Origin of the sequence: Marinobacter mobilis (assembly GCF_900106945.1) — a bacterium.
GTDB classification, from domain to species: Bacteria; Pseudomonadota; Gammaproteobacteria; order Pseudomonadales; family Oleiphilaceae; genus Marinobacter; species Marinobacter mobilis.
Window position 1 is genome coordinate 130,636 of the sequence record NZ_FNNE01000009.1, and the last position, 22,425, is coordinate 153,060.

Sequence of the window (22,425 nt, forward strand, 5' to 3'; positions counted from 1 at the left end):
TATCAGAGACGTTCCCATACGGTTGCAATACCCTGACCAAGGCCGATACACATGGTGGAAACACCATACTTACCGCCTTTGGCTTCCAGTACGTTAACCAACGTAGTGGAAATTCGGGCACCGGAACAACCCAGCGGATGGCCAAGAGCAATCGCGCCGCCGTTCAGGTTAACTTTTTCGTTCATCACAGCCGTCAGCTTCAGGTCCTTGATGACCGGCAGGGACTGACCTGCAAACGCTTCGTTCAGTTCCCAGAAGTCGATATCTTCAACTTTCAGGCCTGCACGCTTCAGCGCCTTCTTGGTCGCCGGAACCGGGCCGTAACCCATGATCGCGGGATCGCAACCAGCGACCGCCATGCTCACGATACGGGCACGCGGCTTCAGCCCCAGCGCTTCTGCACGCTCAGCGGACATCAGCAGCATGGCTGCAGCGCCGTCGGTGAGCTGTGAGGAAGTACCAGCGGTCACAGTACCGTTCTTCGGATCAAAAGCCGGACGCAGCTGGCCCAGGGACTCAGCAGTGGTCTCAGGACGGATGGTCTCGTCTTCTTCGATCAGCTTCTTGAAGCCATTCTCGTCGTGACCCTCGATAGGCACGATTTCATTCTTGAAGCGACCTTCCAACGTGGCCTCGTGAGCCAGACGGTGTGAACGGGCGCCGAACTCATCCTGCTGCTCACGGGTAATACCGTGCATCTTGGCCAGCATTTCTGCGGTCAGGCCCATCATATTGGAAGCCTTGGCAGTGTACTTGGATGCCGCAGGGTTGTGGTCGAAGCCTTCAGTCATGGGCACGTGTCCCATGTGCTCAACACCACCGACCACAAATACGTCACCGTTGCCAGTCATGATTGCCTGGGCTGCGGTGTGAATTGCAGTCATGGCGGAGCCACACAGACGGTTCACGGTCTGCGCCGCAGATTCGTGTGGAATCTGGGTCAGCAGTGAAATCTGGCGTGCAACGTTGAAGCCCTGTTCCTTGGTCTGGTTTACACAACCCCAGATCACATCTTCAACTTCTTTCGGATTGAGCTCAGGGTTACGCTCAAACAGTGCGTCAATCAGCGCGGCCGACAGTGTTTCTGCACGTACGTTGCGGAAACAGCCGTTCTTGGCACGACCCATCGGAGTCCGTACGCAATCGACGACGACAACGTCTCTCGGATTAAGGCTCATAGATCTTTCTCCGTTCGGAAATCTCGTTCAGGGTTAGCCAAAGAACTTTTTGCCATTCTTGGCCATTTCACGCAGCTTCTCGGTCGGGTGATACAGCGGACCCAGATCTGCGTACTTGTCTGCCAGCTCGACGAACTTGTCTACACCCATGTCGTCGATGTAACGCAGGGCACCACCACGGAACGGCGGGAAACCGATACCGAAGATCAGACCCATGTCAGCGTCAGCTGCAGCCTCAACAATGCCGTCTTCCAGGCAGCGAACGGTTTCCAGGCACAGCGGGATCATCATACGAGCAACGATTTCTTCCTCGTCGAAGTCCTTCTGGCCCTGAACCACAGGCGCGATCAGCTTGTAGGTGTCTTCATCGACAACCTTCTTCTTCTTGCCCTTGCGGTCCAGCTCGTACTTGTAGAAGCCCTTGTCGTTCTTCTGACCGTAACGGTCGTTCTCGAACATGACATCGATGGCGCTCTTGTTCTCGTCCTTCATCCGGTCCGGGAAGCCTTCAGCCATCACTTCATTGGCGTGCTTGGCAGTGTCCATGCCAACGACGTCGAGCAGGTAGGCAGGACCCATCGGCCAGCCAAACTTCTCCATGGCTTTGTCGACTTTCTGGAAGTCAGCACCGTCACGTACGAGACCGGCAAATCCGCCGAAGTACGGGAACAGTACACGGTTAACCAAGAAGCCCGGGCAGTCGTTGACGACGATCGGCGTCTTACCCATAGCCTTGGCGTAAGCCACAGTGGTCGCGATAGCGCGATCGCTGGTCTTCTCACCGCGGATAACCTCAACCAGCGGCATCATGTGCACCGGATTGAAGAAGTGCATGCCACAGAAGTTTTCCGGACGCTTCAGGTTTTTGGCCAGAAGGTTGATGGAAATCGTGGACGTGTTGGATGTCAGGATGGCGTCTTCGCGAACCTGGTCTTCAGTCTCACGCAGAACGATGTCTTTGACCTTCGGGTTTTCGACAACCGCTTCAACCACCAGATCCACGTTCTTGAAATCGCCGTAGTTCAGGGCCGGAGTGATGCTGTTCAGAACGTCAGCCATCTTGTCAGCTTTCATCTTGCCGCGGCTTACGCGCTTGGTCAGCAGAGTCTTAGCTTCTTTCAGGCCCAGGTCGATACCGGCCTGGTTGATGTCCTTCATGATGATCGGAGTGCCTTTCAGGGCTGACTGGTAGGCTACGCCACCACCCATAATGCCTGCACCCAGAACGGCGGCCAGTTTGACTTCACTGGCTTCCTTTTCCCATGCCTTGGCCTTCTTCTTGAGCTCCTGATCATTCAGGAACAGGCCAACCAGGCAGGCAGCCACATTGGTCTTGGCCATCTTGGCGAAGCCCTTGGCTTCGACTTCGATCGCCTTGTCGCGGGTCAGGCCTGCATGCTTCTGCATAACCTTGATCGCTTCAACCGGTGCCGGGTAGTTCCTGCCAGCTTTGCCGGCAACGAACGCCTTGGAGATCTCGAACGCCATCATGCTTTCCATGGCATTCAGCTTGATCTTGCCCTTCTTCTCTTCGCGGCGCGCCAGGTTGTCCAGCTTGCCTTCGTTGCACTGGTTGATGATGGCAACAGCGGCATTAACAAGATTACCGGAATCAACCACTGCATCGACAGCGCCGACCTTCAGGGCTGCATCGGCACGGTTCTCGGTGCCGCCACAGATCCACTCAACTGCGTTATCAACACCGACCAGACGGGACAGACGCACGGTACCGCCGAAGCCCGGGAAGATACCCAGCTTGACTTCCGGCAGACCAACTTTGGCCTTGCTGTCCATAACGCGGTAATCAGTCGCCAGACACATTTCAAAACCACCACCCAGAGCCATGCCATTGATGGCAGTAACGGTCGGGAACGGCAGGTCTTCAACGGCGTTGAATACTTCGTTGGCTTTGAGGTTGTTTGCAACCAGATCTTCTTCTGAGCCTGCAAACATCTCGGTAAATTCGGTGATATCGGCGCCGACAATGAACGCGTCTTTGGAGCTGGTGACAACCAGACCCTTCAGACCTTTCTGTTCCTTGAGTTTGTCGGTCGCGGCGCGGAGCTCTTCAATGGTAAGACGATTGAACTTGTTGACTGACTCGCCTTGCAAGTCAAAGTTCAACTGAGCGATCCCGCCTTCGATCTCTTTAACCGTGATGGCTTTACCTTCGTAAATCATCAACTGATCTCCAGTCTGTGTTTGGAACTGCTTCCAGCAGGCCGGTTCGACATGTACCGTCCTGTTGTTTGTGCAGCGAGATTTTGGTCACTGCCCGATCAACCGATTCAAAAATTCATACAGTCGTTTGAATCGTGAGGGTCACACGATGAAAAAAATCCGCCCGTTTGTCAATTTGTTTCTGGGCACTACGTCCCAAAAGAAACACCCCAGGTATGGCTGATACCTCAAAAATTGGATAGAGTTTTCTTGTATTTCAAGTTATTAAAGATAAGTTCTGACAAAGCGCTGAAACTTGGCTACGTACCGGCAAAAATTCGTTACATTTAAACCGGCTCCAGCCGGGAAAAGCCCTTGATTGGCGGGCTTAGTTACATTAACGTCGAGTGCGAACCCCACCCAAGGAATCGGATTCACCTTCGTATGATAGACGAGGTGGGCGACAGGACTTCACCTGGCAACAATAATAAAATCGAATAAGAAACGGAGCATTGATCCGATGAAAGACCTTCACATCCGGGCAAAGGCCATTTCCCTGGCTCTCTCCCTACTGTTTACATTCTCCTTTGCCGCCAAGGCGGATGAAGCCGCTGACTTTCTCAGCAATCTTCACGAATTCCGCGTCAACAACTTTGTCGCACTGGACGCCTACTACCGGTTTACGGTTGACGGCAATACCGATGCCCTGAACGAGATCGTTACCGCCATCAACAGCGCAAACACTTCGATGAGCACCGTGTCTGATAGCACCGCCGAGGTTCTTGCAGCCAGCGAAATCGAGAACCTCAATCAGGAGTTTGATAAGTTCAAGAACCTGGTTCGCCTCAACATCAATGACGTTCGCCAGAGCGGATACCCCGACCTGCGCCTGGTGTCCGAAATGGCCGATCAGGCCGCCATTTTGAATAACCGCGCCTCCGACATGTACAACGAGGCCCTGGAAAGCAGCCAGGTTTCCAGTAATGACAAGGTTGAGGCTGCTCGACTGGCCTCCGTCACCATGGCCCAGATGATGGCGAAGTATTCCGTTCGCTCCAACATGTCTGTCTCACAAACCTTTCAGGGCTCCAGCGACGACACTCCCCTTGACCAGAAAGCACAGCAATTCGAAAACCTTCTGGGCCAGTTGAGCGCCGGACCGAACAGCGGCCCCCTCAAAACAACGCTTGAGGGGATCAAGTCCAAATGGAGCTTTATCAAGAACTCTTACATCAATTACAACGAGAACAATGTGTCGTTTGTGATTGACCGCTACTCCAAGGGCATCCTCGAAGATCTGGCGACGACCATCGATCTGCTGCAGCAAAGCGCCTGAGCATTGCTCCCCACCCGGCAGCCTCCGCTGCCGGCACACCCCCTCTGATGAATATTGATGCCCGTCAGTGACCTATCCGGTTTTCTGTCTTACAGTTAAGCCATAGACCACCCACCTTCGGGCACAAACAGAAAGGAGTTCGTGATGTCGAGTTACAAAAAGATCCTGGCCGCCATTGATCTGACCGAAGAAGCACCCCAAGTGATCAACAAAGCCGCTGAGATCGCCAAAGTGCACGGCGCCGAGCTCGTGCTGGCACATGTCGTAGAACCCGTGGGTTACGCCTACGGCGGGGATATACCCATGGACCTGACTGAGCTGCAGGATCAGCTCGATGCTGCCGCAAAGGAGCAACTGGCAAACTACGGAGCCAGCCACGGGGTGAGCACTGAAAATCAGGTCGTTACGGTTGGCCGCCCTGAATCCGAAATTCATCGCCTCCAGGAAGACCGGGGGGTTGACCTTATCGTGGTTGGCAGCCATGGCCGCAGCGGTATCCAGCTTCTGCTTGGATCCACCGCCAATGGCGTGCTGCACGGGGCAAAATGTGATGTGCTGGCCGTTCGCATCAGCTAACCGCCAACCCTGAGACCAGGCGCCTTTCGGCGCCTGCTGACACTACCTTGGTTACACGACTGCCCCGACCAGGCAGCGCAGGCACACCCAGCCCTTCCTTCCCGCTGACCGGCAGCCTTTCTACCGACATTCAGGACGTCAGAATGTTGGCTGGTCGTTCAGAATCCGCGCTTCCAGCTTCCGTAACTGACTCTCAAGGGACACGCTGACACTGGATGCCATCGAAAAGAAGTTCAGCAAGGCTTTCAGGTTACTGTCGCCGCGGCAGACCGAGTGGATGCGCTGCCACAACGCCTGATTCACCAGTTGAAGCCGTTGATTTCGCTCTACCAGCCCTTTCAGCATCCAGTCAGGATCCTTGCCGTGACGCATCTCAAAATACTGCTCTAACAGGTAATGGGACACACTGCGCATGATGAATTCATCGGAGGAAGCAAAAGGCAGATGATGAACCGCCATGGACTTCAGTTCTGACAGCACAGGGCAACCACTGGTTGCCATTTTCAAACCCAGCAGTGAGCGCAGGGCTTCCTCCAGGGTGGTTTTTTTAACGTAGCTTCGATGCTCGTCGGTAACCGTGACTTCAACGTTCTGGTATGCATCTTCAGCCTGAAACGCGTCAACCACCGGCAGCATGGCAACCCCCGCCGGACAACTGACTGAATCAGAAGCCCTTAGCGGGCAATTCGAGCACTGGCAGTTCTCCAGCCGTGTCCAGGCTGGTAGCGCTTCCGAATGACCCGAGGGCTGATCCGTAACCTTAAACGCAATTCGGCGACCATCTTCAAGCGCAAATTCATAGCCTACGTTCATGGGTTTCCCAGCTCTTCCAATTCCATCCATCGTTCGATTGTCGACTCCAGCTGATGTTCGGTATCCGCAAGCTGCTCCAGCTTTTGCGCCACTTCCGGTTGAGGGCGGGTATAGAATTCGGGGTCACCGATTTCCTGCTGCAAGGCTTCAACCGCCCCTTCCAGCTCACTAATCTTGCCTGGCAACTGCTCCAATTCAAGCTTTAACTTGTAACTGAGTTTTGCAGGCTTCGGCCTGAGCGCCGGCTCGGCCTTCGCCGGCTTTGGCGCTTCGGTTTTTTTCACGGGTACAGGGCTGGCCTCTTCCAGCTCCGCACTGAAACGCCCGCCCTGACGACGCCAATCTGTGTAACCACCGACATATTCGCGAACCACCCCGGAGCCATCCAGCGCCAGAGTATCGGAGACCACATTATCCAGAAATTCCCGGTCATGACTGATAACCAGTACCGTCCCGGAGAATTGCACCAACTGGGATTCCAGCAATTCAAGAGTTTCAACGTCCAGGTCATTGGTGGGTTCGTCGAGAACCAGAATATTGGCCGGCTTGCTGAACAGTTTTGCCAGCATCAGACGCGCTCGCTCACCACCGGAAAAGACACTGACCGGCGACCTCGCCCGCTCCGGACTGAACAGGAATTCCTGCAGGTATCCGAGGACATGTTTCTGCTGACCATTAATCTCAATGTATTCCCGACCTTCAGCGAGGTTGTCCAACGCGGTTTTTGACAGCTCCAGCTCACCCCGCAGCTGATCGAAATACGCCACTTCCCGGTTCGTCCCCAGGCGAATCTGTCCTTCGGTTGGCTGCAATTCTCCCAGCAGGAGACGCACCAGGGTGGTTTTACCGGTGCCGTTTTCTCCGATAAGGCCAATCTTGTCGCCTCGCATGATGACCAGATTCATATCCTCAATCACGCGCTTACCATCGGGATAGGCAAACCCTGCTCCCCGGGCTTCGACCACCAACCGGCCTGAGCGGGCGGCATCCTCGACTACAAATGAGGCATTACCCCCTCGGTCACGACGTAAGCGACGCTCTTCGCGCATGGCCTTGAGCGCCCGTACACGCCCCATATTGCGGGTACGCCGAGCTTTAATGCCCTGACGAATCCAGGCCTCTTCCTGCTTGAGGCGCTTGTCGAACAGCGCATTCTGCCGCTCCTCTTCCTCAAGAGCCTTTTCCTTGAGATCAAGGTAGCGATCATACGTCGCAGCAAAACTGACGAGCTGTCCCCGGTCAAGCTCAACCACACGAGTTGCCATTCGCCGGATAAAGGCCCGGTCGTGGCTGACAAACAGGATGGCCCCGCGGAACTGCGACAAGGTGTCCTCAAGCCAGCTGATCGCCGGAACATCAAGATGGTTGGTTGGCTCATCAAGTAACAGGATATCGGGCTCTGAAACCAGCGCTGCGGCCAGCAGAACACGGCGCTGCCAACCGCCCGACAATGTATTGAGACGGGCATCCGGGTTTACCTGATACTGCTTGAGAATCGCATTGACCTTCTGATCGAGTCGCCAGCCATCAAGAGCCTCCAGCCGTTCCTGTACCTTGGTCATCCGGTCCAGACTCGCCTCATCAGCCTGCTGGGAGAGGGCATGAAATTCCGCCAGCAATTCACCCGCTTCCCGAAAGGCACTGGCCACAACATCGTAAGCTGTCCGCTCGTCACCGGTGGGCAGATTCTGCGGCAGTACCGCAAGCCGGGCTCCGGCCTCCAGCTTGACGCGCCCTCCGTCCGGCGTCACATCGCCATTGACGATCTTGAGCAAAGTGGACTTCCCTTCGCCGTTGCGCCCAAGCAGACAGACCCGCTCGCCGGCGTCCACCGAGAGCGACGCCCCGTCCAGCAATGGATGCATCCCATAGGCCAGGGACACCTCATCAAGAATCAACAGCGGCATGGGTCCGTACTCCTTAAATAATCGTGATTGGGTCGCCAACGGCAATCTGCCCGGGCTCACCATTGTGAACAGCATTCATTCCGAACATCACCCCATCGGGTGTCCGGCGAAAATGTCCGAGTGTCCGCAGCGGCTCGAGATTGCCAGCCTTGGCACCCGTATCCGGGTTGACCGTAGTCATCACACAACGGGAACACGGCTTGACCAGGCGGAACAGAAGCCCACCGACCTGCAACTCGGCCCAGCGGTCTTCCTGCCACGGCTCCGCACCGGACACTACGATATTGGGGCGAAACCGACGAATATCCACCGATTCCTCAAGCCGGGCATTGAGATCATTCAGCGACGCCTCGCTGACGATAAGAAACGGAAAGCCATCAGCAAAGCCGACGCGACGCTCCTCGAACACACGCCTGGTATCGACGCGACGAAACGTCGTCTCCGGCATATAAACAAACCGGACCTCTTGCCCCAGGTAGTCGCTGACTCGCTGAGAAGCCCCCTGCTCGGCCTCAAGGGCGACAACCCAGTCCTGCCAGACCCGAACCCGAACTTCGACGGTGCCCGGCCTGAGCACTTCAGGAGCGGAGCCAGGCACGGCAATCTCCAGCTCGCCACTGGCCGACATTTCCAGCCCGATATTGGCCAGCGTCGGGTGAGTTCTCTGGGTTACAAAGCCGTTCACCGAATCGACGAGCATCCAGCGCCGGTCCGCCCGTGGTCCAAAGTCATCCAGCTGCATGGTATCCACCGCAATGCCCCTGAGCGACTTGACCGGATAGATGAACAACGACTGGATCTGCATTGGACCAACTCCCTGTGAGCGTTCAGATTTAACGTCAGACAATGAAAGCGAGGATATAACGAAGCGGAATCCGAACGAAATGAATGAGCCGTCCGAAAACGAAAAAACCCAGCCACTGGGCTGGGTTTTTTCTGGAATTTGGAGCGGGAAACGAGATTCGAACTCGCGACCCCAACCTTGGCAAGGTTGTGCTCTACCAACTGAGCTATTCCCGCATTTTGCCTGTCGCGTCAGCCTATTACGTGGGCTCATTGCGACAACGGATGCGGATTATACGGAGCACTTTTGGTATGTGCAACACCTCCGCACCACTTTTTTAAAAATATTTACCCCTGCTGTCGTCCCGGACAGGTTTCCGGGCACTGCGGCAGCCCCATCACAAAGCCCAGCAAGCGCTCCGCGCTATCGGTCAGCATCCGAGCCTCAAAGTCATCCTGGTACAGCAACCCGTCATACCCCAGACCGAGCCCAACACTGACAAGCATATTCGCATCCTGCAATGGAAACTGCGAATCCAGCCGCTCCAGCATGCGCTCCAGGCCAGTTACCCAGGACGCATGATACTGCCGTGCCAGTACGGACAACGCAGGATCCCTCAACGCCTCCATCAGGAACACATGTTCAGCCAGAACCGCATCACGACGATTCATCAACTGTTCCGAAAGATGAGCCGATACGATGCTGGCAAGGCGGTGAACCAACGCCTCCCGGCCGGGGCCGCCACGCTTCATGGCCTCTGGAGGAGTACCATCAAGCACCATGTTGATCATGGCGTAAAAATGATCGATACCTTCCTGGGACTTTTCCGCGAACAGGATAAAGGCATCATTGATCAGCTCGTTGATGTCCTTGAAGTAATACGTGGTCGAGGCCAGCGGCACTCCCGCCTCTTTGGCAACCGATCGGTGCTTAATCGCCCTTATGCCATCCTTGACGGCAATTCTCAGTGTCGCCTCAAGAATCTGCAGCCGACGCTGCTCGCTCTTGGCACGGAAGGCCTTTCGCCCGCTGTACTGAACGGACTGCGATCCGTCTTCGGACTCCCACTGGTCCAGAAGATCAGCTCGGTCTTCGTTCCTTACATCTGTCATTTCACTTACCCACGTTAGGTGTCCGTAGATTTTGTACATTATGGCGCCAACGGCCGGAAAAATCAGTTACCCAGTTTCAAAATGACAAAACTCGTCACCTTTTGAATCATTGGCCAAAACGTTTGCCCGTGGCCCCCAAGTAATCCCGCTCTTCCTCTGTGGACAGCCGACCCAGAACACGGTTCCGATGAGGGAAACGCCCAAATCGACGAATAACGTCTCGATGATCCCGGGCGGATGCCAGAAACCCCTCCAGCAAAGGCGCCAGATCACCTCGCTCCATCGCGACGAGCTGCTGATACAACTCGACGCCCAACTCCTGATCTCCGATCCGCTCGGAATGCTGCAGCGGAAGATAGAAGAAACACCGCTGCACGCCAGGCAGAACGGTGTCAGCTCCGACCTTCAGACCCTCTTTGCACAGCTGCAGGCACAACCGGTCATTGGAGAACGCCAGCGCACCGCCCCGGTGGATATTCCGGGTAAACTGATCAAGCAGCAGAATTTCTGCCAGCCGACCAGCGCCCGTATGACGCCAGTGCAGCAGACCATCCTCGCCGGCAACCACCACCAGCGACAGGAAACGCCGGCGAATTTCCTGGTCAAATTTCCGGGTTGAATGAAACCAGCGACCACGATGAAAATCATCGGGAATACCCTCTTCGTCCAGTGGACCAAACCAGAAATCCAGTATATCTGGCCAATCAAGCATGCAACCTCCGTTACTTCCCCTACTCCCCTTCACCCCAAACCTGTAGTCAAGCCGCTCGTGAGAGCTGTAGACTGTGGTCTGCCTACCGCAATATCGGAGTCTTCATGACAATGTCTCGAAAAACCGTATTACTGGCACACGGCAGCAGTGATGACAACTGGCGACAGACCTTTGAAGCACTGGCTGCCCCCACCCTGGAAAGCGTTGCCGACTCGGTCATCGCCTATATGGAACTGTGCGAGCCATCCCTTGAACAGATTGTGGCAGAATCTGTGGCACTCGGTTGCCGTGAATTCGTGGTGGTCCCTCTGTTTCTCGCCGCCGGCCGACACCTTCGCAAGGACGTTCCGGACATGATCCGGTCGCTTGAGAAGACATACAGCGCTACTATTAATCTATCACCGCCAATCGGAGAGAATCCGCATCTGGGTCTGGCTATCAGAGCCGTTGTGGAGGACACCCTGGAGGCCTGACCATGGCTAAAACGGCGTTTATTACCGGCGGCACTGGCTTCATCGGCCAGAAACTCTGCCGGGTACTTCATAAGAACGGCTACCAGCTCACGGTACTGAGCCGGCAACCACCGGAAGTTGTCAAAACCCTCTGCGGGCCGGTGGATACGCTGTCTTCTTTTACCCAGCTCACCAACCACCAGGGCTTTGATACCGTCTTTAACCTCGCGGGCGAAGGCATCGCTGACAAGCGGTGGAGCGCCGCTCGCAAGCGCCTGATCCGCGATAGCCGGGTAGCCCTGACTGAGCGCCTGATTCACAGCATCAGCAGTTGGTCCAACCTTCCCGCCGTGCTGGTTTCCGGATCCGCCGTTGGCTTTTACGGAGACCAGGGTGACCACCGCGTCACCGAACATACCCCACCCCACGATGAATTCACCCACCAGCTGTGTCGCGACTGGGAGCAGGCAGCCACTGCGCTTGCCGATCAGGGCGTGCGAGTCTGTCTTTCCCGCACCGGGCTGGTCGTTGGTCCCGCCGGCGGCTTTCTGCAGCGAATGCTTCCTCCGTTCCGGTTGGGCCTCGGCGGTCGTCTCGGGAACGGCAGGCAATACATGCCCTGGGTTCACCGCAACGATGTAGCCAATGCGTTACTGTGGATGGCGGAAACCGAGCAGGCTGCTGGCGCCTATAATGTCGTGAGCCCTGCTCCCGTTACCAACAGCGAATTCACCCGGACACTTGGCCTGGTACTTTCCCGGCCTGCGATACTGCCAGCCCCCGCCTTAGCCCTGAAAGTCGCACTCGGTGAAATGTCGCGTCTGTTGCTGACCGGGCAAAAAGCCTATCCAGAGCGTCTGCTCGACAGCGAGTTCCAATTTGAGTTTACGGATCTGGAGCCAGCCCTCAGAAGCGCAGTCCGCTAACCCAGGCATAGCGGGTTACCAAGATCGAGATCGCTGCCACACTCCCCGAGTCCGGGGAGTGGTAATCTCCGGTGCGTGCCCTCCGCAGCCCCTCAACGACCTGATAACGAGAATAGCGCCATGCCTGGTTTTTGCCGTTTGATAACTACAGGTTTCATCCTGCTACTGGCGATGAACGCCCAGGCCGAACAGCCATCCGGTCGGCAAAGCTACGAATCCTGCAGCCTTATTACCAGCCAGTACCTGACCGTGATTCAATTACTGGGAAGAGGCTTTGATGAAGAGATGCTGCAGCAGACGCTGCCAGAGATCACAGCAGAATCCTCAGCACGCGTCGCAGCGTTAGGAGAACTGGTGAATAACGAGGGCCTGACCAAGACCTACACACGGGTAAACGTTGAATTTGCCCGTTGCGCAACGGCGGTCTATCAGCAACACGGTGTGCCGGAAAGCGGTAGCCGCGAAGCACACTTCCACTTCTGTGCAGGAGAGAACAAAGTCCGGCATGAGGTTCTTATGGCCGCCATGCTGGAAGCGCCGGAAAGTGCGGTTCGCGCCCAACTCCCTGAAACACATCAGTCCATCGTATCGCCGCTCTACAGTCTTTACGGCACCGACGGAGCCGATGCGGTTTACGACAGTCTCGCCAGCGAACTCAAGCTATGCATCAACAGCCGTCGTTAGCATCAAAATTTTTTTCAAAAACTGTTTGACAGATAAAACAGTCTTACCTAATATACGCGCCACCTCGACGAGGCAAGGTTTTGAAAACGATGCGTCCCCTTCGTCTAGTGGCCTAGGACTCCGCCCTTTCACGGCGGCAACAGGGGTTCGAACCCCCTAGGGGACGCCAATTTTCACCTTCACTTCTCAGGCATGTTCAAGCCGGCTTAGCCGGTGCATGGGAGTCGTTCTTACCGGCTTTCGGCTTGCGACGCTTGATGTCGTAAACAACGAACGCGCCAACCCCCCCGAAGAATCCCAAGATCAGCAATACCGTTACGATACCTGCGACAACAACTGAATCCATATACATGGCGTTAACCCTCCAGCAATTTGGGTAATGTCCTAAACATGGCTTCAGATTACGCTTCCAGGCTTTCCGACCTCTTGATCCAGATCAATCACGCCCCCTCCTTTTCTGGCAGCTCGATAGTCAAAAAAACCTACTTTGATACAGAACTTGCAAATCAACGCTGCTATAGTTTGTGAAGTAGCGCTTGCAAGAACTTTCAGAGTTGGCTGCGCGTTTCCAGTCAGAATCAACACCGATCCTCCTCCAAGGGATGACTTTAGTACACGGCATGCACAAACTCGCGAGTCGCTTGCAACAATTCAGATCCGGGTCGCCCCTTTCGTTTCGGTTGCTGGCATACATCCTACTGTTCAGTTCTGTTTTTACCCTGCTTGCGTCGGGCATTCAGATATATAACGACTTCCGAAAGGGCGTTAACTCGATCGAAGAGCGCATGTCGGTCGTCGAAACGAGTTACTCCAGCAGCCTCTCGCGCAGCCTCTGGGCACTGGACCAGAAGCTCCTCGAAATTCAGATGGAAGGCATTCTCAGTCTGCCAGACATCATTCAGCTCCGGCTCCAGATCGCGCCCAACTCAGAGATTCTCATGGGGGTGGTACCAAACGGCGTCGAGACCCGGGTACACAGCTTTGATCTGATTCATGACGGTGACGAGAGCTTCAAGCTTGGCCAGATGACGATTACCGCCAGCCTTGAGCAAATCTACGCCAATCTTAAACAGACCGTCGTTGTGGTACTGACCACACAGTTTCTCAAGACATTTTTCATCTCCATCCTGATTGTCTGGATTTTCCAATACTTTGTTACCCGGCATCTGTCGGCGATGGCCAACTACGCCCGTAACTTCTCGCTCAATAATCTCGACGACCCTCTCCAACTGGATCGTCCGGATACCGAAATCAACCGTATCGACGAGCTGTCACAGGTAACCGAAGCCATCAACCAGATGCGCGAACGACTGCAGGAAGACCTGCGCAAGCAGCGGCTCGATGCAGCGAAAATCAACGAACTGTCGAAAGCCATCGAACAGAGCCCCTCATCGGTCATCATCTGTGATCGCCAATGGAAGATCGAGTTCGTAAACCAGAAGTTCACCCAGCTCACCGGCTATGACTCCGCAGCCATGATTGGAAAACATCCGGGCATGCTGACGGATGACCCTTTCCTGCAGCGTGAAAACCGGCAACTCTGGCAGGCCATCCAACTCCAGGTACAAAGGGTTGGTGTCTGGCAGGGCGAATCCAACAGTGTCCGCAGGAACGGCGAGCGATTCTGGGAGCAGCTCATCGTTACCCCAATCAAGGGCACAGACGGCCAGGTCACCAATTATCTGATCCTGGGCGAAGACATCAGCATACGTAAGCGCTATGAGCAGCAGTTGCTGCGGCAGGCCAATTACGATGTATTGACCGGCCTTCCCAACCGAATGTTGGCGTTGGATCGCCTTAAACTGGCGCTGGCCCAGGCACAACGGGAAGACACCCTGGTTGGCGTCATGTTCCTCGACCTGGACAACTTCAAGCACATCAACGACACCATGGGCCATGACGCCGGCGACAGCCTGCTGATTGAAGCGGCACGACGGATCTCCAGCGCGCTTCGGGGGACCAGTACGGTCGCACGGCTCGGTGGCGATGAATTCCTGGTGGTGCTGCCTGGGCTGCAGGACGCGGACTCAACAACCCAGGTTGCGGAACGGATCCTGCAGACATTCGCCACACCGTTTACCCTCAACCATCAGGAAGTCTTTGTCTCAACCAGTATCGGCATTGCCATCTACCCCACCGATTCAGAGAACAGTGGCACCCTGCTCCAGAATGCTGATGCCGCCATGTACCAGGCAAAGAACAAGGGCAAGAGCGCTTTCGAGCGATTCTCTCCGGAAATGAAGGAAGTATCCCATGAGCGCCTGCAAATCGAATCACGGATGCGCCGCGCTCTGGAACTGAACGAACTTGAGCTGTACTTCCAGCCAATCGTGGAAACCTGCAGCGGAAAAGTATTCGGCGCGGAGGCCCTGTTACGCTGGAACAACCCCACCATGGGCATGGTTATGCCAGACAAATTCATCCCGCTGGCAGAGGAAACCGGGCTTATTATTCCGATCGGTCAATGGGTGCTGGAACAGGGCTGCCAGGCCGCCATGCAGTGGCAAAAAGCCTACGGTATTGAGCTTTCCATCTCCGTCAACGTTTCACCCCGGCAATTCCGCGACCCCAACTTCATTGATGTGGTGCTGAGTGCCCTCAAGCTTTCCGGACTTCCCCCACAACGACTGGAGCTGGAAATTACTGAGCGGCTGATTCTCGATAACAGCATCGAGACCTCGGAAATCCTGACCCGGCTTGATCAGGAGGGTATACGCCTGTCGGTCGATGATTTCGGGACCGGGTATTCGGCGCTCAGTTACCTCAAGAGCTACCCCTTCGACACGCTCAAAATCGACAAGTCCTTCGTACAAGACGTCAATAACAAGCAGGAAGATGCCTCGCTGGTAAGAGCCATCATCAACATGGCTCACAGTCTTGGCCTCAAGGTTATTGCCGAGGGCGTCGAAGAAGAGGAACAGATCACCTTCCTCAATGATGAAAACTGCGACTATTCGCAAGGCTATTTCTACGGCCGTCCCATGCCGGAACCGGAATACCGGGATTGGCTTGAGACCAGCCAGCGGGCGCAGATCTGACTTCATAATTACAGCACAGGCTCACTTCATGGATGACCCCATTCTCGTCGTCAATTGCGGCAGCTCTTCACTTAAAATTGCTCTCTTTACACGTCAGGAGCAGCGCCTTGGCAGTCTGCTGGCTGAAAACCTCAATACCCCGGAAGCATGCATCCGCCTCTCCGGCGAACCGTCGTCCCTGAACCTTCCCGAACCGGGCTCCCACGAACAGGCACTGACCATGGCCATTGACCTGTTCCGGCAACGGGGACTGATCCGCAAGGCCCCCCTTGCGGTCGGTCACCGGGTTGTTCACGGCGGCGAAACTTTTAAGGAGCCGTCACTGATTGATGACCAGGTTTTGGTGGCGATCCGCGCGTGCTCGGCCCTGGCGCCCTTGCATAACCCCGTTAACCTCATAGGCATCGAAGCAGCGCAGCGCCTGTTCCCGGGCATTCCGCAGGTCGCGGTCTTCGATACCGCGTTTCACCAAAGCCTGCCGGCACACGCCTTTCACTATGCCCTGCCCCAGCGGTTCTATCGAGACTGGGGGGTTCGTCGATATGGGTTCCACGGGACCAGCCACCAGTTCATGGCCGATCAGACCGCTAACGTGTTGGGAAAGCCTGTGAGTGACCTATCACTGATTTCCGCCCATCTCGGGAACGGCTGCAGCATTACCGCCATCCGCAATGGCAAAAGCGTGGACACCAGCATGGGACTGACACCGCTGGAAGGACTGGTGATGGGTACCCGCAGTGGCGATGTCGATCCCGGGCTATTTGATTTCCTGAGCGAGAAAGGTATGGATGCGGGAGAGATCAATCGAATCCTCAACCGGGAAAGCGGCCTTTTGGGATTGTCCGGCCAGAGCAATGACATGCGTACCCTGTGCAGGATGGCAGAAGAAGGCCATCAGGAAGCGGCACTCGCGATCGACGTATTCTGTTTCAGGCTAGCCCGCTACATTGGCGCCATGATGGCCTCACTCACCTCCCTCGACGCCCTGGTATTCACTGGAGGCATTGGCGAGAACAGCGCCAAGGTACGCGCCAGAACTCTGACTCACCTGACATTATTAGGCTTTGAGCTGAGCAGGGAGAACAACGAGGGCAACGGCAAAAACAGCAACCACCACATTGAAGCCCCCGCTAGCCGGTTCCCGGTGTTGGTGATCCCCACCAACGAAGAGTTGGTCATCGCACGTGCGGCGATCGCTCACGGACTGGAACGGATCGGTTAATCACTTTTCACCGATCAGGATAGGTAACACAGATAAGGAAAATCCATGGCAAAGAACCTGTTTATTGCACCCACGACGCTTGATTGCGGACTAACCTCGGTCTGTCTGGGCCTTTACCGCGCCCTCGACCGGGTCGGCGTTCGGGTTGGGTTCTACAAGCCCTTTGCCCAGAATCTGAGCGAACAAACACCCCGGATTCCCAACGACAAAGACGCTTCGGTTGAGTTCATCCGCGCCCGGACCGACCTCAACCCGCCCGACCCCATTGACCTCAGGCACGCTCAGAAACTGCTCAACCAGGGCAAGGCGGATCTGTTAATGGAAGAGGTCGTTGGCCACTTTCAACAGGTCGCAGACGCCGTTGATGTCGTGGTTATCGAAGGGCTCGTTCCAGACCGAATGGAAGCCTACATCGCCCGTCTTAATGTCGAAGTTGCCCGGAACTTGGGCGCTGAGGTCATTCTTGTTAACGCCCCACGGGAAGCCGACCCAGCGGATCTCGATGACACCCTCGATTTTTCGGCCCGGCTGTTCGCCGCCCCAAGCGACCCTGACGTCATTGGCGTCATCCTCAATAAACTCGGCGAACCACGGCAATCCGGACTCTCCTCCCAGATCTACGAAGCACCGCCGATTGCGGTACCCGATTATCAGTCTGAATGTCAGGTTTTTGCGAACAACCGCTTTCGTCTGCTGGGGCAAATTCCCTGGATACCGGCATTGCTGGCACCAAGGGTATCCGATGTAGCCATGGAGCTGAAGGCCGAGATTCTCAGCTCCGGGCAGATGGAGAATCGCCGGGTGCACCGGGTAACCGTATGCGCACAAACCGTTGGCAATATCATCGATACGCTTAAGCCCGGCACCCTGGTCGTGACCCCGGGCGACCGCGAAGATGTTGTCCTCACAGCCTGTGTTGCCGCGCTCAACGGGGTTCCCCTGGCTGGCCTTTTGCTGACCGGGGGCTTTCACCTCGACGAACGCATGCTGGGCTTCTGCAGGCAGGCGCTGGACACCGGCCTTCCGCTGCTTAATACCAGCACCAACACTCTTACCACCGCCCAGCGGCTGGCCACCCTTTCCTCGGCGATACCGACCGATGATGGCGAACGTCTGGAGCAAGCCATGGAGCTCGTTGCCGGCGAACTCGATACTCACTGGCTACAGCAGCATCTGCGCATTCAGCGCAAACCCCGACTCTCACCCCCGGCCTTCCGCTACCAGCTCTCAGAGCGGGCCCGGGCCGCGAACAAACGGATCGTTCTTCCCGAAGGCAATGAACCGCGGACAGTGCAAGCCGCCATCATCTGCCATCAACGTGGCCTCGCACGCTGCGTATTGATCGGTGAGCGGAATGAAATTAACGCTGTTGCTGCAGCCCAGGGCATGGTCGTACCGGATGACCTGGAGATCATCAATCCTGCGGACGTTCGCGACCGCTACATCGACCCCATGGTCAGCCTGAGACGTCACAAAGGACTGGCACCGGATATGGCGGAAGCCATGCTGGAAGATAACGTGATGCTTGGCACCATGATGGTGGCGATGGACGAAGCGGACGGTCTGGTTTCCGGCGCGGTACACACGACCGCCAACACCGTGCGCCCGGCGCTCCAGCTGATCAAGACCCACGAACAGGCCAAGATTGTCTCTTCGGTATTTTTCATGCTGCTGCCGGAACAGGTGCTGGTTTACGGCGATTGCGCCATCAACCCGGATCCCAATGCCGAACAATTGGCGGACATCGCCATTCAGAGCGCCGAATCGGCAACCGCGTTCGGCATCGAGCCGGTGATCGCCATGATCAGTTACAGCACCGGCGAATCAGGCACTGGACAGGATGTCGACAAGGTTCGTGAGGCTACCCGCATTGCGCGAGAGCGCCGGCCTGACCTGCTCATTGATGGCCCTCTGCAATACGACGCTGCCGCTATTGCCAGCGTCGGCAAAAGCAAGGCCCCAAACAGCCAGGTCGCAGGCAAAGCCACAGTGTTTGTGTTTCCCGATCTGAATACCGGTAACACCACGTACAAGGCAGTGCAACGAAGCGCCAATGTTGTCAGTATCGGTCCGATGCTTCAGGGCTTGAGAAAACCGGTCAATGATTTGTCGCGGGGCGCATTGGTGGAAGATATCGTGTTTACCATCGCACTGACAGCGGTACAGGCCAGGCAGGTAGAGGATGCCGGGGCCTGAAGGGCCCCGGAATACTGCGGCAATTAACGCTTTTTGCTCTTCATTCTGACTTTCTTTGTGCGCCGACCCTGGCGCATATCATTGTCTTTCTTGACCTTCTGCCTTGGCGTCAGACGATCGACCTTCCCAGCGAAGGGGTTATCACCACTCTTGAACTCAAACCGGATAGGCGTGCCGGTCACCTTCAGCACACGGCGGAAGGTATTTTCAAGATAACGCTTATAGGCCCCTGGCAACGAATCAGTCTGATTGCCATGCACAACAATGATCGGCGGGTTTGAGCCGCCCTGGTGGGCATAACGCAGCTTGATGCGACGGCCATGAACCATCGGAGGCTGGTGCTGGGAGATCGCGTCCTGAAGAATGGCTGTCAAACGGTTGGTCTGCCACTTGGCCATCGCAGATTCATAACACTTCGACACCGACTCATACATGACCCCAACACCAGAGCCATGGAGCGCAGAAATATAGTGCTTGTCGGCGTAGTCAAGAAAGTCGAGCCGCCGCTGGACCTGTTCCTTGACCCGATCACGGTCCTCAGGATCCATGCCATCCCATTTATTGACGGCAATAATCAGTGAACGCCCCGCGTCGAGCACGAAACCGATGAGATGCAGGTCCTGGTCCACCAGGCCTTCACGGGCATCAATGACAAGGATGACCACATGGGCATCCTCGATCGCCTGGAGGGTCTTGATGATGGAAAACTTTTCGACAACCTCACGAACATTCTTGCGTCGGCGGACACCGGCGGTGTCGATCAGGGTGTATTCCTTACCCTGACGTTCGTAGGGGATGTAGACGCTGTCACGAGTGGTGCCTGGCATGTCATAGACCACCACCCGCTCTTCGCCCAGCATCCGGTTGACCAGCGTTGACTTTCCAACGTTGGGACGACCAACAATGCCAATGCGGATACCCGGGTAGCGGCTGGCCGTATCGCTTTCGACGTCTTCGTCTGTCGGCGGCAGCAGCTCTTCAAGCATGGAGCGCACGCCACGGTTATGTGCAGCGGCAATCAGGTAGGTTGACTCAAAGCCAAGGCGGTAAAAATCAGCGGCGGCAACGTCCGGATCCTGGCCGTCGGTCTTGTTAACAACCAGGTGAGCCTTTTTGCCGATCTTGCGGAGATGGTCGGCAATCATCTCATCTCCGGCCGTCAGTCCCGCACGCCCGTCCACCAGGAACAGAACAACCGTCGCTTCTTCAACGGCCTGGAGCGATTGACGCGCCATTTCGAGGTCAATGCCTTCCTCGTCGCCGGTGAGTCCGCCGGTATCAATCACGATAAAGCGCTGGCCTTCGTAATTGCCTTCACCGTATTTACGATCGCGGGTCAGGCCAGGAAAATCCGCAACCAATGCATCCCGGGATCGGGTCATCTGGTTGAAAAGCGTTGATTTACCAACGTTGGGGCGGCCAACCAAGGCAATTACAGGGGTCATAGTCGTTCGTTTTCCAGATAGACTGTGCCGGTATCAGGGCACAGGCTGAAGTCGGCTTAGTCGCGCGACTCCAGTTCAAAGAGAGTGAGCTTGCCGCTATTACCATAGACCAGCACGCGATCGCCAATCCTCTGCATAGGGACCAGCAGGCCATCGTCATCAAACTCCAGCTGCCCCTGGAACGAGCCGTCTTCCAGTGAGAGCAGATGGATATAACCTTCATAATCGCCCACCAGCAGGTAGTCATCAACGACCAGGGGTTGAGTCGTCTGACGCCAGCCAAGCTGCTCCTGGGTCCAAACAACCCGCCGGGTATTGCCGTCGTAGGCCTGGATCTTGCCATTGGCTTCGGCGACATAGATGTTACCTTCGGCAATCACTGGCGAGCGCAGGCTGGATGATTCCCGGCTCCAGATCTCCTGGCCGGAGCGCAAATCAATCAGCGCAAGCTTGCCCTGATAACCGGTCACCAGAGCGACGCCTTCCATGATCAGCGGCTCACTGGTGACATCCACCAGACGTTCCAACTCTGTACGCCCCTGGGGCTCGCCAACAGAGTATTGCCAAAGAGGCTGACCACTGCGGGAATCCAGCGCAAATACCCGGCCATTGGCGAACGACACCAGCGTCATATCTCGACCAACCAGAGGCGAGGCCGCAGCGCGAAGGGTAAGGACCGGGATCACACCGTCGTATTGCCACCGCTTTTCGCCGGTAGCGGTATCAAATGCCAGCACTTTGCCGTCATTGGTCTGGGCAACCACGACCTGGCCATTGGATCTTGGCGTACCAATGACCTCGTTCGGCAACGGCACCTGCCACAACGCCTCCCCGGATTCGGGGTTCAGGGCAAGCAATTCGGCGTCACCGGTGACAACGTACAGATGACCGGGATCACCCCCAACTCCGGCAAGGATCCGCGACTCCAGATTCCGGGTCCAGATAAAGGTACCCTGCTCCGAGTCCACGGCGATCAGTTGACCATCCGCCGACACAACATAGATGACGTCCCCCGCATACAGCGGAGAAAGCTGCAAATATTGCTCGTCGAATCCGTCGCCGATGGTAACGTCCCAGACTTCCTCAAGCTCAACACTGGATACAACGTCGGGAACCGGCAGTGGTTCCTCAAACGAATCCGACGAACTGCACCCCACCAACGCCGAGGCAACCACGCCAGCAAACCACAGACGGCGCAGATTGAAAGGCATCAAGAGCCCTCCCCGATGCCAAGATCAGCCAGTTTGAGGTTGAGTACACCGTTACGGTTACCCAGGCTTTCCTCGCGGGCAATCAGGTAAGCCGCAGCGGCACCGTCACGATCTCCCTGAGCCAGCAGAATGTCGCCTTCCAGTTCAGCCAGCAGCCCTTTGAAACTACCCGGCTCGACGGCACCCCTGACGGTCGCAAGGGCAGCGTCAAGATCACCGTTCGCCATTTGCGCGCGGGCCAAACGACTGCGGATGACCAGTTCCAGCGCCTTCTGGTCGTTGGCGTGCTCATGGGCCCACTGGAGGGATTCAATAGCGCCCTCAGCATCGTCCTGTTCGGACAGCTGAACCTGAGCCTGCATCAGTGAACCGTAAACCGCGTAGGCACTGTCACCGAATTCGCTTCGCAGCTGGTCGGCAACATAACCGACGGTATCAGCGCGGCCTTCAGCGGCTGGATCGGAATATGCGTTCAGCAGGGAGGCAAATTCGGCCGCTGCGGCACTGCGCTGTTCCGCCTGATTTTTTTGCCATGCCTGCCACCCAAACACGATTGCCAATGCGGCACCGATACCGATCAGAAGTGAACTGCCGTTATTCTTCCACCAGTTCTTGATCGCTTGTATCTGTTCCTCTTCGGTACGCAACTCGGCCATGCTGTCTCCCGTTCTCA

At 56.2% G+C, this 22,425-nt stretch carries 19 protein-coding genes and 2 tRNA genes; 9 read left to right on the forward strand and 12 right to left on the reverse strand.

Features of this window, described 5'->3' with window-relative positions; all coding sequences use genetic code 11:
* Positions 1 to 2: 2 nt before the first annotated feature.
* Together fadA and fadB are read right to left on the reverse strand one after the other, a co-directional pair.
* Positions 3 to 1,178 (reverse strand): acetyl-CoA C-acyltransferase FadA, encoded by a 1,176-nt coding sequence (fadA, locus tag BLV11_RS14510; protein WP_091816035.1) that lies wholly within the window; start codon positions 1,176 to 1,178, stop codon positions 3 to 5.
* A 33-nt stretch (positions 1,179 to 1,211) separates the two neighbouring features.
* On the reverse strand, positions 1,212 to 3,359 hold the full coding sequence (gene fadB / locus BLV11_RS14515) for a fatty acid oxidation complex subunit alpha FadB (RefSeq protein WP_091816039.1): 2,148 nt from the start codon (positions 3,357 to 3,359) through the stop codon (positions 1,212 to 1,214).
* Between the two features lie 499 nt (positions 3,360 to 3,858).
* Here fadB and BLV11_RS14520 point away from each other — a divergent pair, with 499 nt between their 5' ends.
* Together BLV11_RS14520 and BLV11_RS14525 are read left to right on the forward strand one after the other, a co-directional pair.
* A complete protein-coding gene (locus BLV11_RS14520; RefSeq protein WP_091816046.1) occupies positions 3,859 to 4,674 on the forward strand; it encodes a hypothetical protein in 816 nt (271 codons plus the stop codon).
* A gap of 144 nt (positions 4,675 to 4,818) precedes the next feature.
* On the forward strand, positions 4,819 to 5,250 hold the full coding sequence (locus tag BLV11_RS14525; RefSeq protein ID WP_091816050.1) for a universal stress protein: 432 nt from the start codon (positions 4,819 to 4,821) through the stop codon (positions 5,248 to 5,250).
* A 138-nt stretch (positions 5,251 to 5,388) separates the two neighbouring features.
* Here BLV11_RS14525 and BLV11_RS14530 read toward each other — a convergent pair whose 3' ends face one another.
* The 6 genes from BLV11_RS14530 to BLV11_RS14555 form a co-directional block, all read right to left on the reverse strand.
* Positions 5,389 to 6,063, reverse strand: a complete 675-nt coding sequence (locus BLV11_RS14530) for a DUF6901 family protein (RefSeq protein WP_091816054.1) — start codon at positions 6,061 to 6,063, stop codon at positions 5,389 to 5,391.
* The gene (locus tag BLV11_RS14535; protein WP_091816059.1) at positions 6,060 to 7,970 is read right to left on the reverse strand and encodes an ATP-binding cassette domain-containing protein; all 1,911 of its coding nucleotides are present in this window, start codon (positions 7,968 to 7,970) and stop codon (positions 6,060 to 6,062) included. The genes BLV11_RS14530 and BLV11_RS14535 overlap by 4 nt, the downstream gene beginning before the upstream one ends.
* Before the next feature lie 13 nt (positions 7,971 to 7,983).
* Positions 7,984 to 8,775 (reverse strand): MOSC domain-containing protein, encoded by a 792-nt coding sequence (locus BLV11_RS14540; RefSeq protein WP_091816063.1) that lies wholly within the window; start codon positions 8,773 to 8,775, stop codon positions 7,984 to 7,986.
* Between the two features lie 139 nt (positions 8,776 to 8,914).
* Positions 8,915 to 8,990 (reverse strand) — tRNA-Gly (locus BLV11_RS14545).
* 111 nt (positions 8,991 to 9,101) lie between these two features.
* Positions 9,102 to 9,866, reverse strand: coding sequence for a TetR/AcrR family transcriptional regulator (locus tag BLV11_RS14550; protein ID WP_091816067.1), 765 nt, complete (start codon positions 9,864 to 9,866; stop codon positions 9,102 to 9,104).
* A 106-nt stretch (positions 9,867 to 9,972) separates the two neighbouring features.
* The gene (locus BLV11_RS14555; protein ID WP_091816071.1) at positions 9,973 to 10,578 is read right to left on the reverse strand and encodes a DUF924 family protein; all 606 of its coding nucleotides are present in this window, start codon (positions 10,576 to 10,578) and stop codon (positions 9,973 to 9,975) included.
* A 104-nt stretch (positions 10,579 to 10,682) separates the two neighbouring features.
* Between BLV11_RS14555 and BLV11_RS14560 the strand changes: the two genes are divergently transcribed.
* The 4 genes from BLV11_RS14560 to BLV11_RS14575 all read left to right on the forward strand — a co-directional run bounded on the left by BLV11_RS14560 (position 10,683) and on the right by BLV11_RS14575 (position 12,809).
* Positions 10,683 to 11,051 (forward strand): sirohydrochlorin chelatase, encoded by a 369-nt coding sequence (locus tag BLV11_RS14560; protein ID WP_091816074.1) that lies wholly within the window; start codon positions 10,683 to 10,685, stop codon positions 11,049 to 11,051.
* A 2-nt stretch (positions 11,052 to 11,053) separates the two neighbouring features.
* Positions 11,054 to 11,956: a TIGR01777 family oxidoreductase gene (locus BLV11_RS14565; protein WP_091816078.1), complete on the forward strand. Its 903-nt coding sequence runs from the start codon at positions 11,054 to 11,056 to the stop codon at positions 11,954 to 11,956.
* A 138-nt stretch (positions 11,957 to 12,094) separates the two neighbouring features.
* Positions 12,095 to 12,640 (forward strand): hypothetical protein, encoded by a 546-nt coding sequence (locus BLV11_RS14570; protein ID WP_139173242.1) that lies wholly within the window; start codon positions 12,095 to 12,097, stop codon positions 12,638 to 12,640.
* A 93-nt stretch (positions 12,641 to 12,733) separates the two neighbouring features.
* Positions 12,734 to 12,809 (forward strand) — tRNA-Glu (locus BLV11_RS14575).
* A 27-nt stretch (positions 12,810 to 12,836) separates the two neighbouring features.
* Here the strand turns inward: BLV11_RS14575 and ccoM are convergent.
* Positions 12,837 to 12,992 (reverse strand): cytochrome c oxidase subunit CcoM, encoded by a 156-nt coding sequence (ccoM, locus tag BLV11_RS18355; RefSeq protein WP_175528364.1) that lies wholly within the window; start codon positions 12,990 to 12,992, stop codon positions 12,837 to 12,839.
* Positions 12,993 to 13,260: 268 nt separating this feature from the next.
* On the opposite strand from ccoM, the gene BLV11_RS14580 reads away from it, so the two are divergent.
* The 3 genes from BLV11_RS14580 to pta are packed head-to-tail and all read left to right on the forward strand — an operon-like array spanning position 13,261 to position 19,096.
* Complete coding sequence (locus BLV11_RS14580; protein ID WP_091816084.1) at positions 13,261 to 15,678, forward strand: bifunctional diguanylate cyclase/phosphodiesterase; 2,418 nt, start codon at positions 13,261 to 13,263, stop codon at positions 15,676 to 15,678.
* A gap of 28 nt (positions 15,679 to 15,706) precedes the next feature.
* Positions 15,707 to 16,900, forward strand: coding sequence for an acetate/propionate family kinase (locus tag BLV11_RS14585; RefSeq protein ID WP_091816087.1), 1,194 nt, complete (start codon positions 15,707 to 15,709; stop codon positions 16,898 to 16,900).
* Between the two features lie 45 nt (positions 16,901 to 16,945).
* On the forward strand, positions 16,946 to 19,096 hold the full coding sequence (pta, locus tag BLV11_RS14590) for a phosphate acetyltransferase (RefSeq protein WP_091816091.1): 2,151 nt from the start codon (positions 16,946 to 16,948) through the stop codon (positions 19,094 to 19,096).
* Positions 19,097 to 19,119: 23 nt separating this feature from the next.
* Here the strand turns inward: pta and der are convergent, their stop codons facing one another.
* The 3 genes from der to BLV11_RS14605 are packed head-to-tail and all read right to left on the reverse strand — an operon-like array spanning position 19,120 to position 22,408.
* Positions 19,120 to 20,541, reverse strand: a complete 1,422-nt coding sequence (gene der / locus BLV11_RS14595) for a ribosome biogenesis GTPase Der (protein ID WP_091816094.1) — start codon at positions 20,539 to 20,541, stop codon at positions 19,120 to 19,122.
* 56 nt (positions 20,542 to 20,597) lie between these two features.
* Positions 20,598 to 21,752 (reverse strand): outer membrane protein assembly factor BamB, encoded by a 1,155-nt coding sequence (bamB, locus tag BLV11_RS14600; RefSeq protein ID WP_091816097.1) that lies wholly within the window; start codon positions 21,750 to 21,752, stop codon positions 20,598 to 20,600.
* The gene (locus BLV11_RS14605; protein WP_091816101.1) at positions 21,752 to 22,408 is read right to left on the reverse strand and encodes a YfgM family protein; all 657 of its coding nucleotides are present in this window, start codon (positions 22,406 to 22,408) and stop codon (positions 21,752 to 21,754) included. Before BLV11_RS14605 ends, bamB begins: the two co-directional genes overlap by 1 nt.
* Between the last annotated feature and the right edge of the window lie 17 nt (positions 22,409 to 22,425).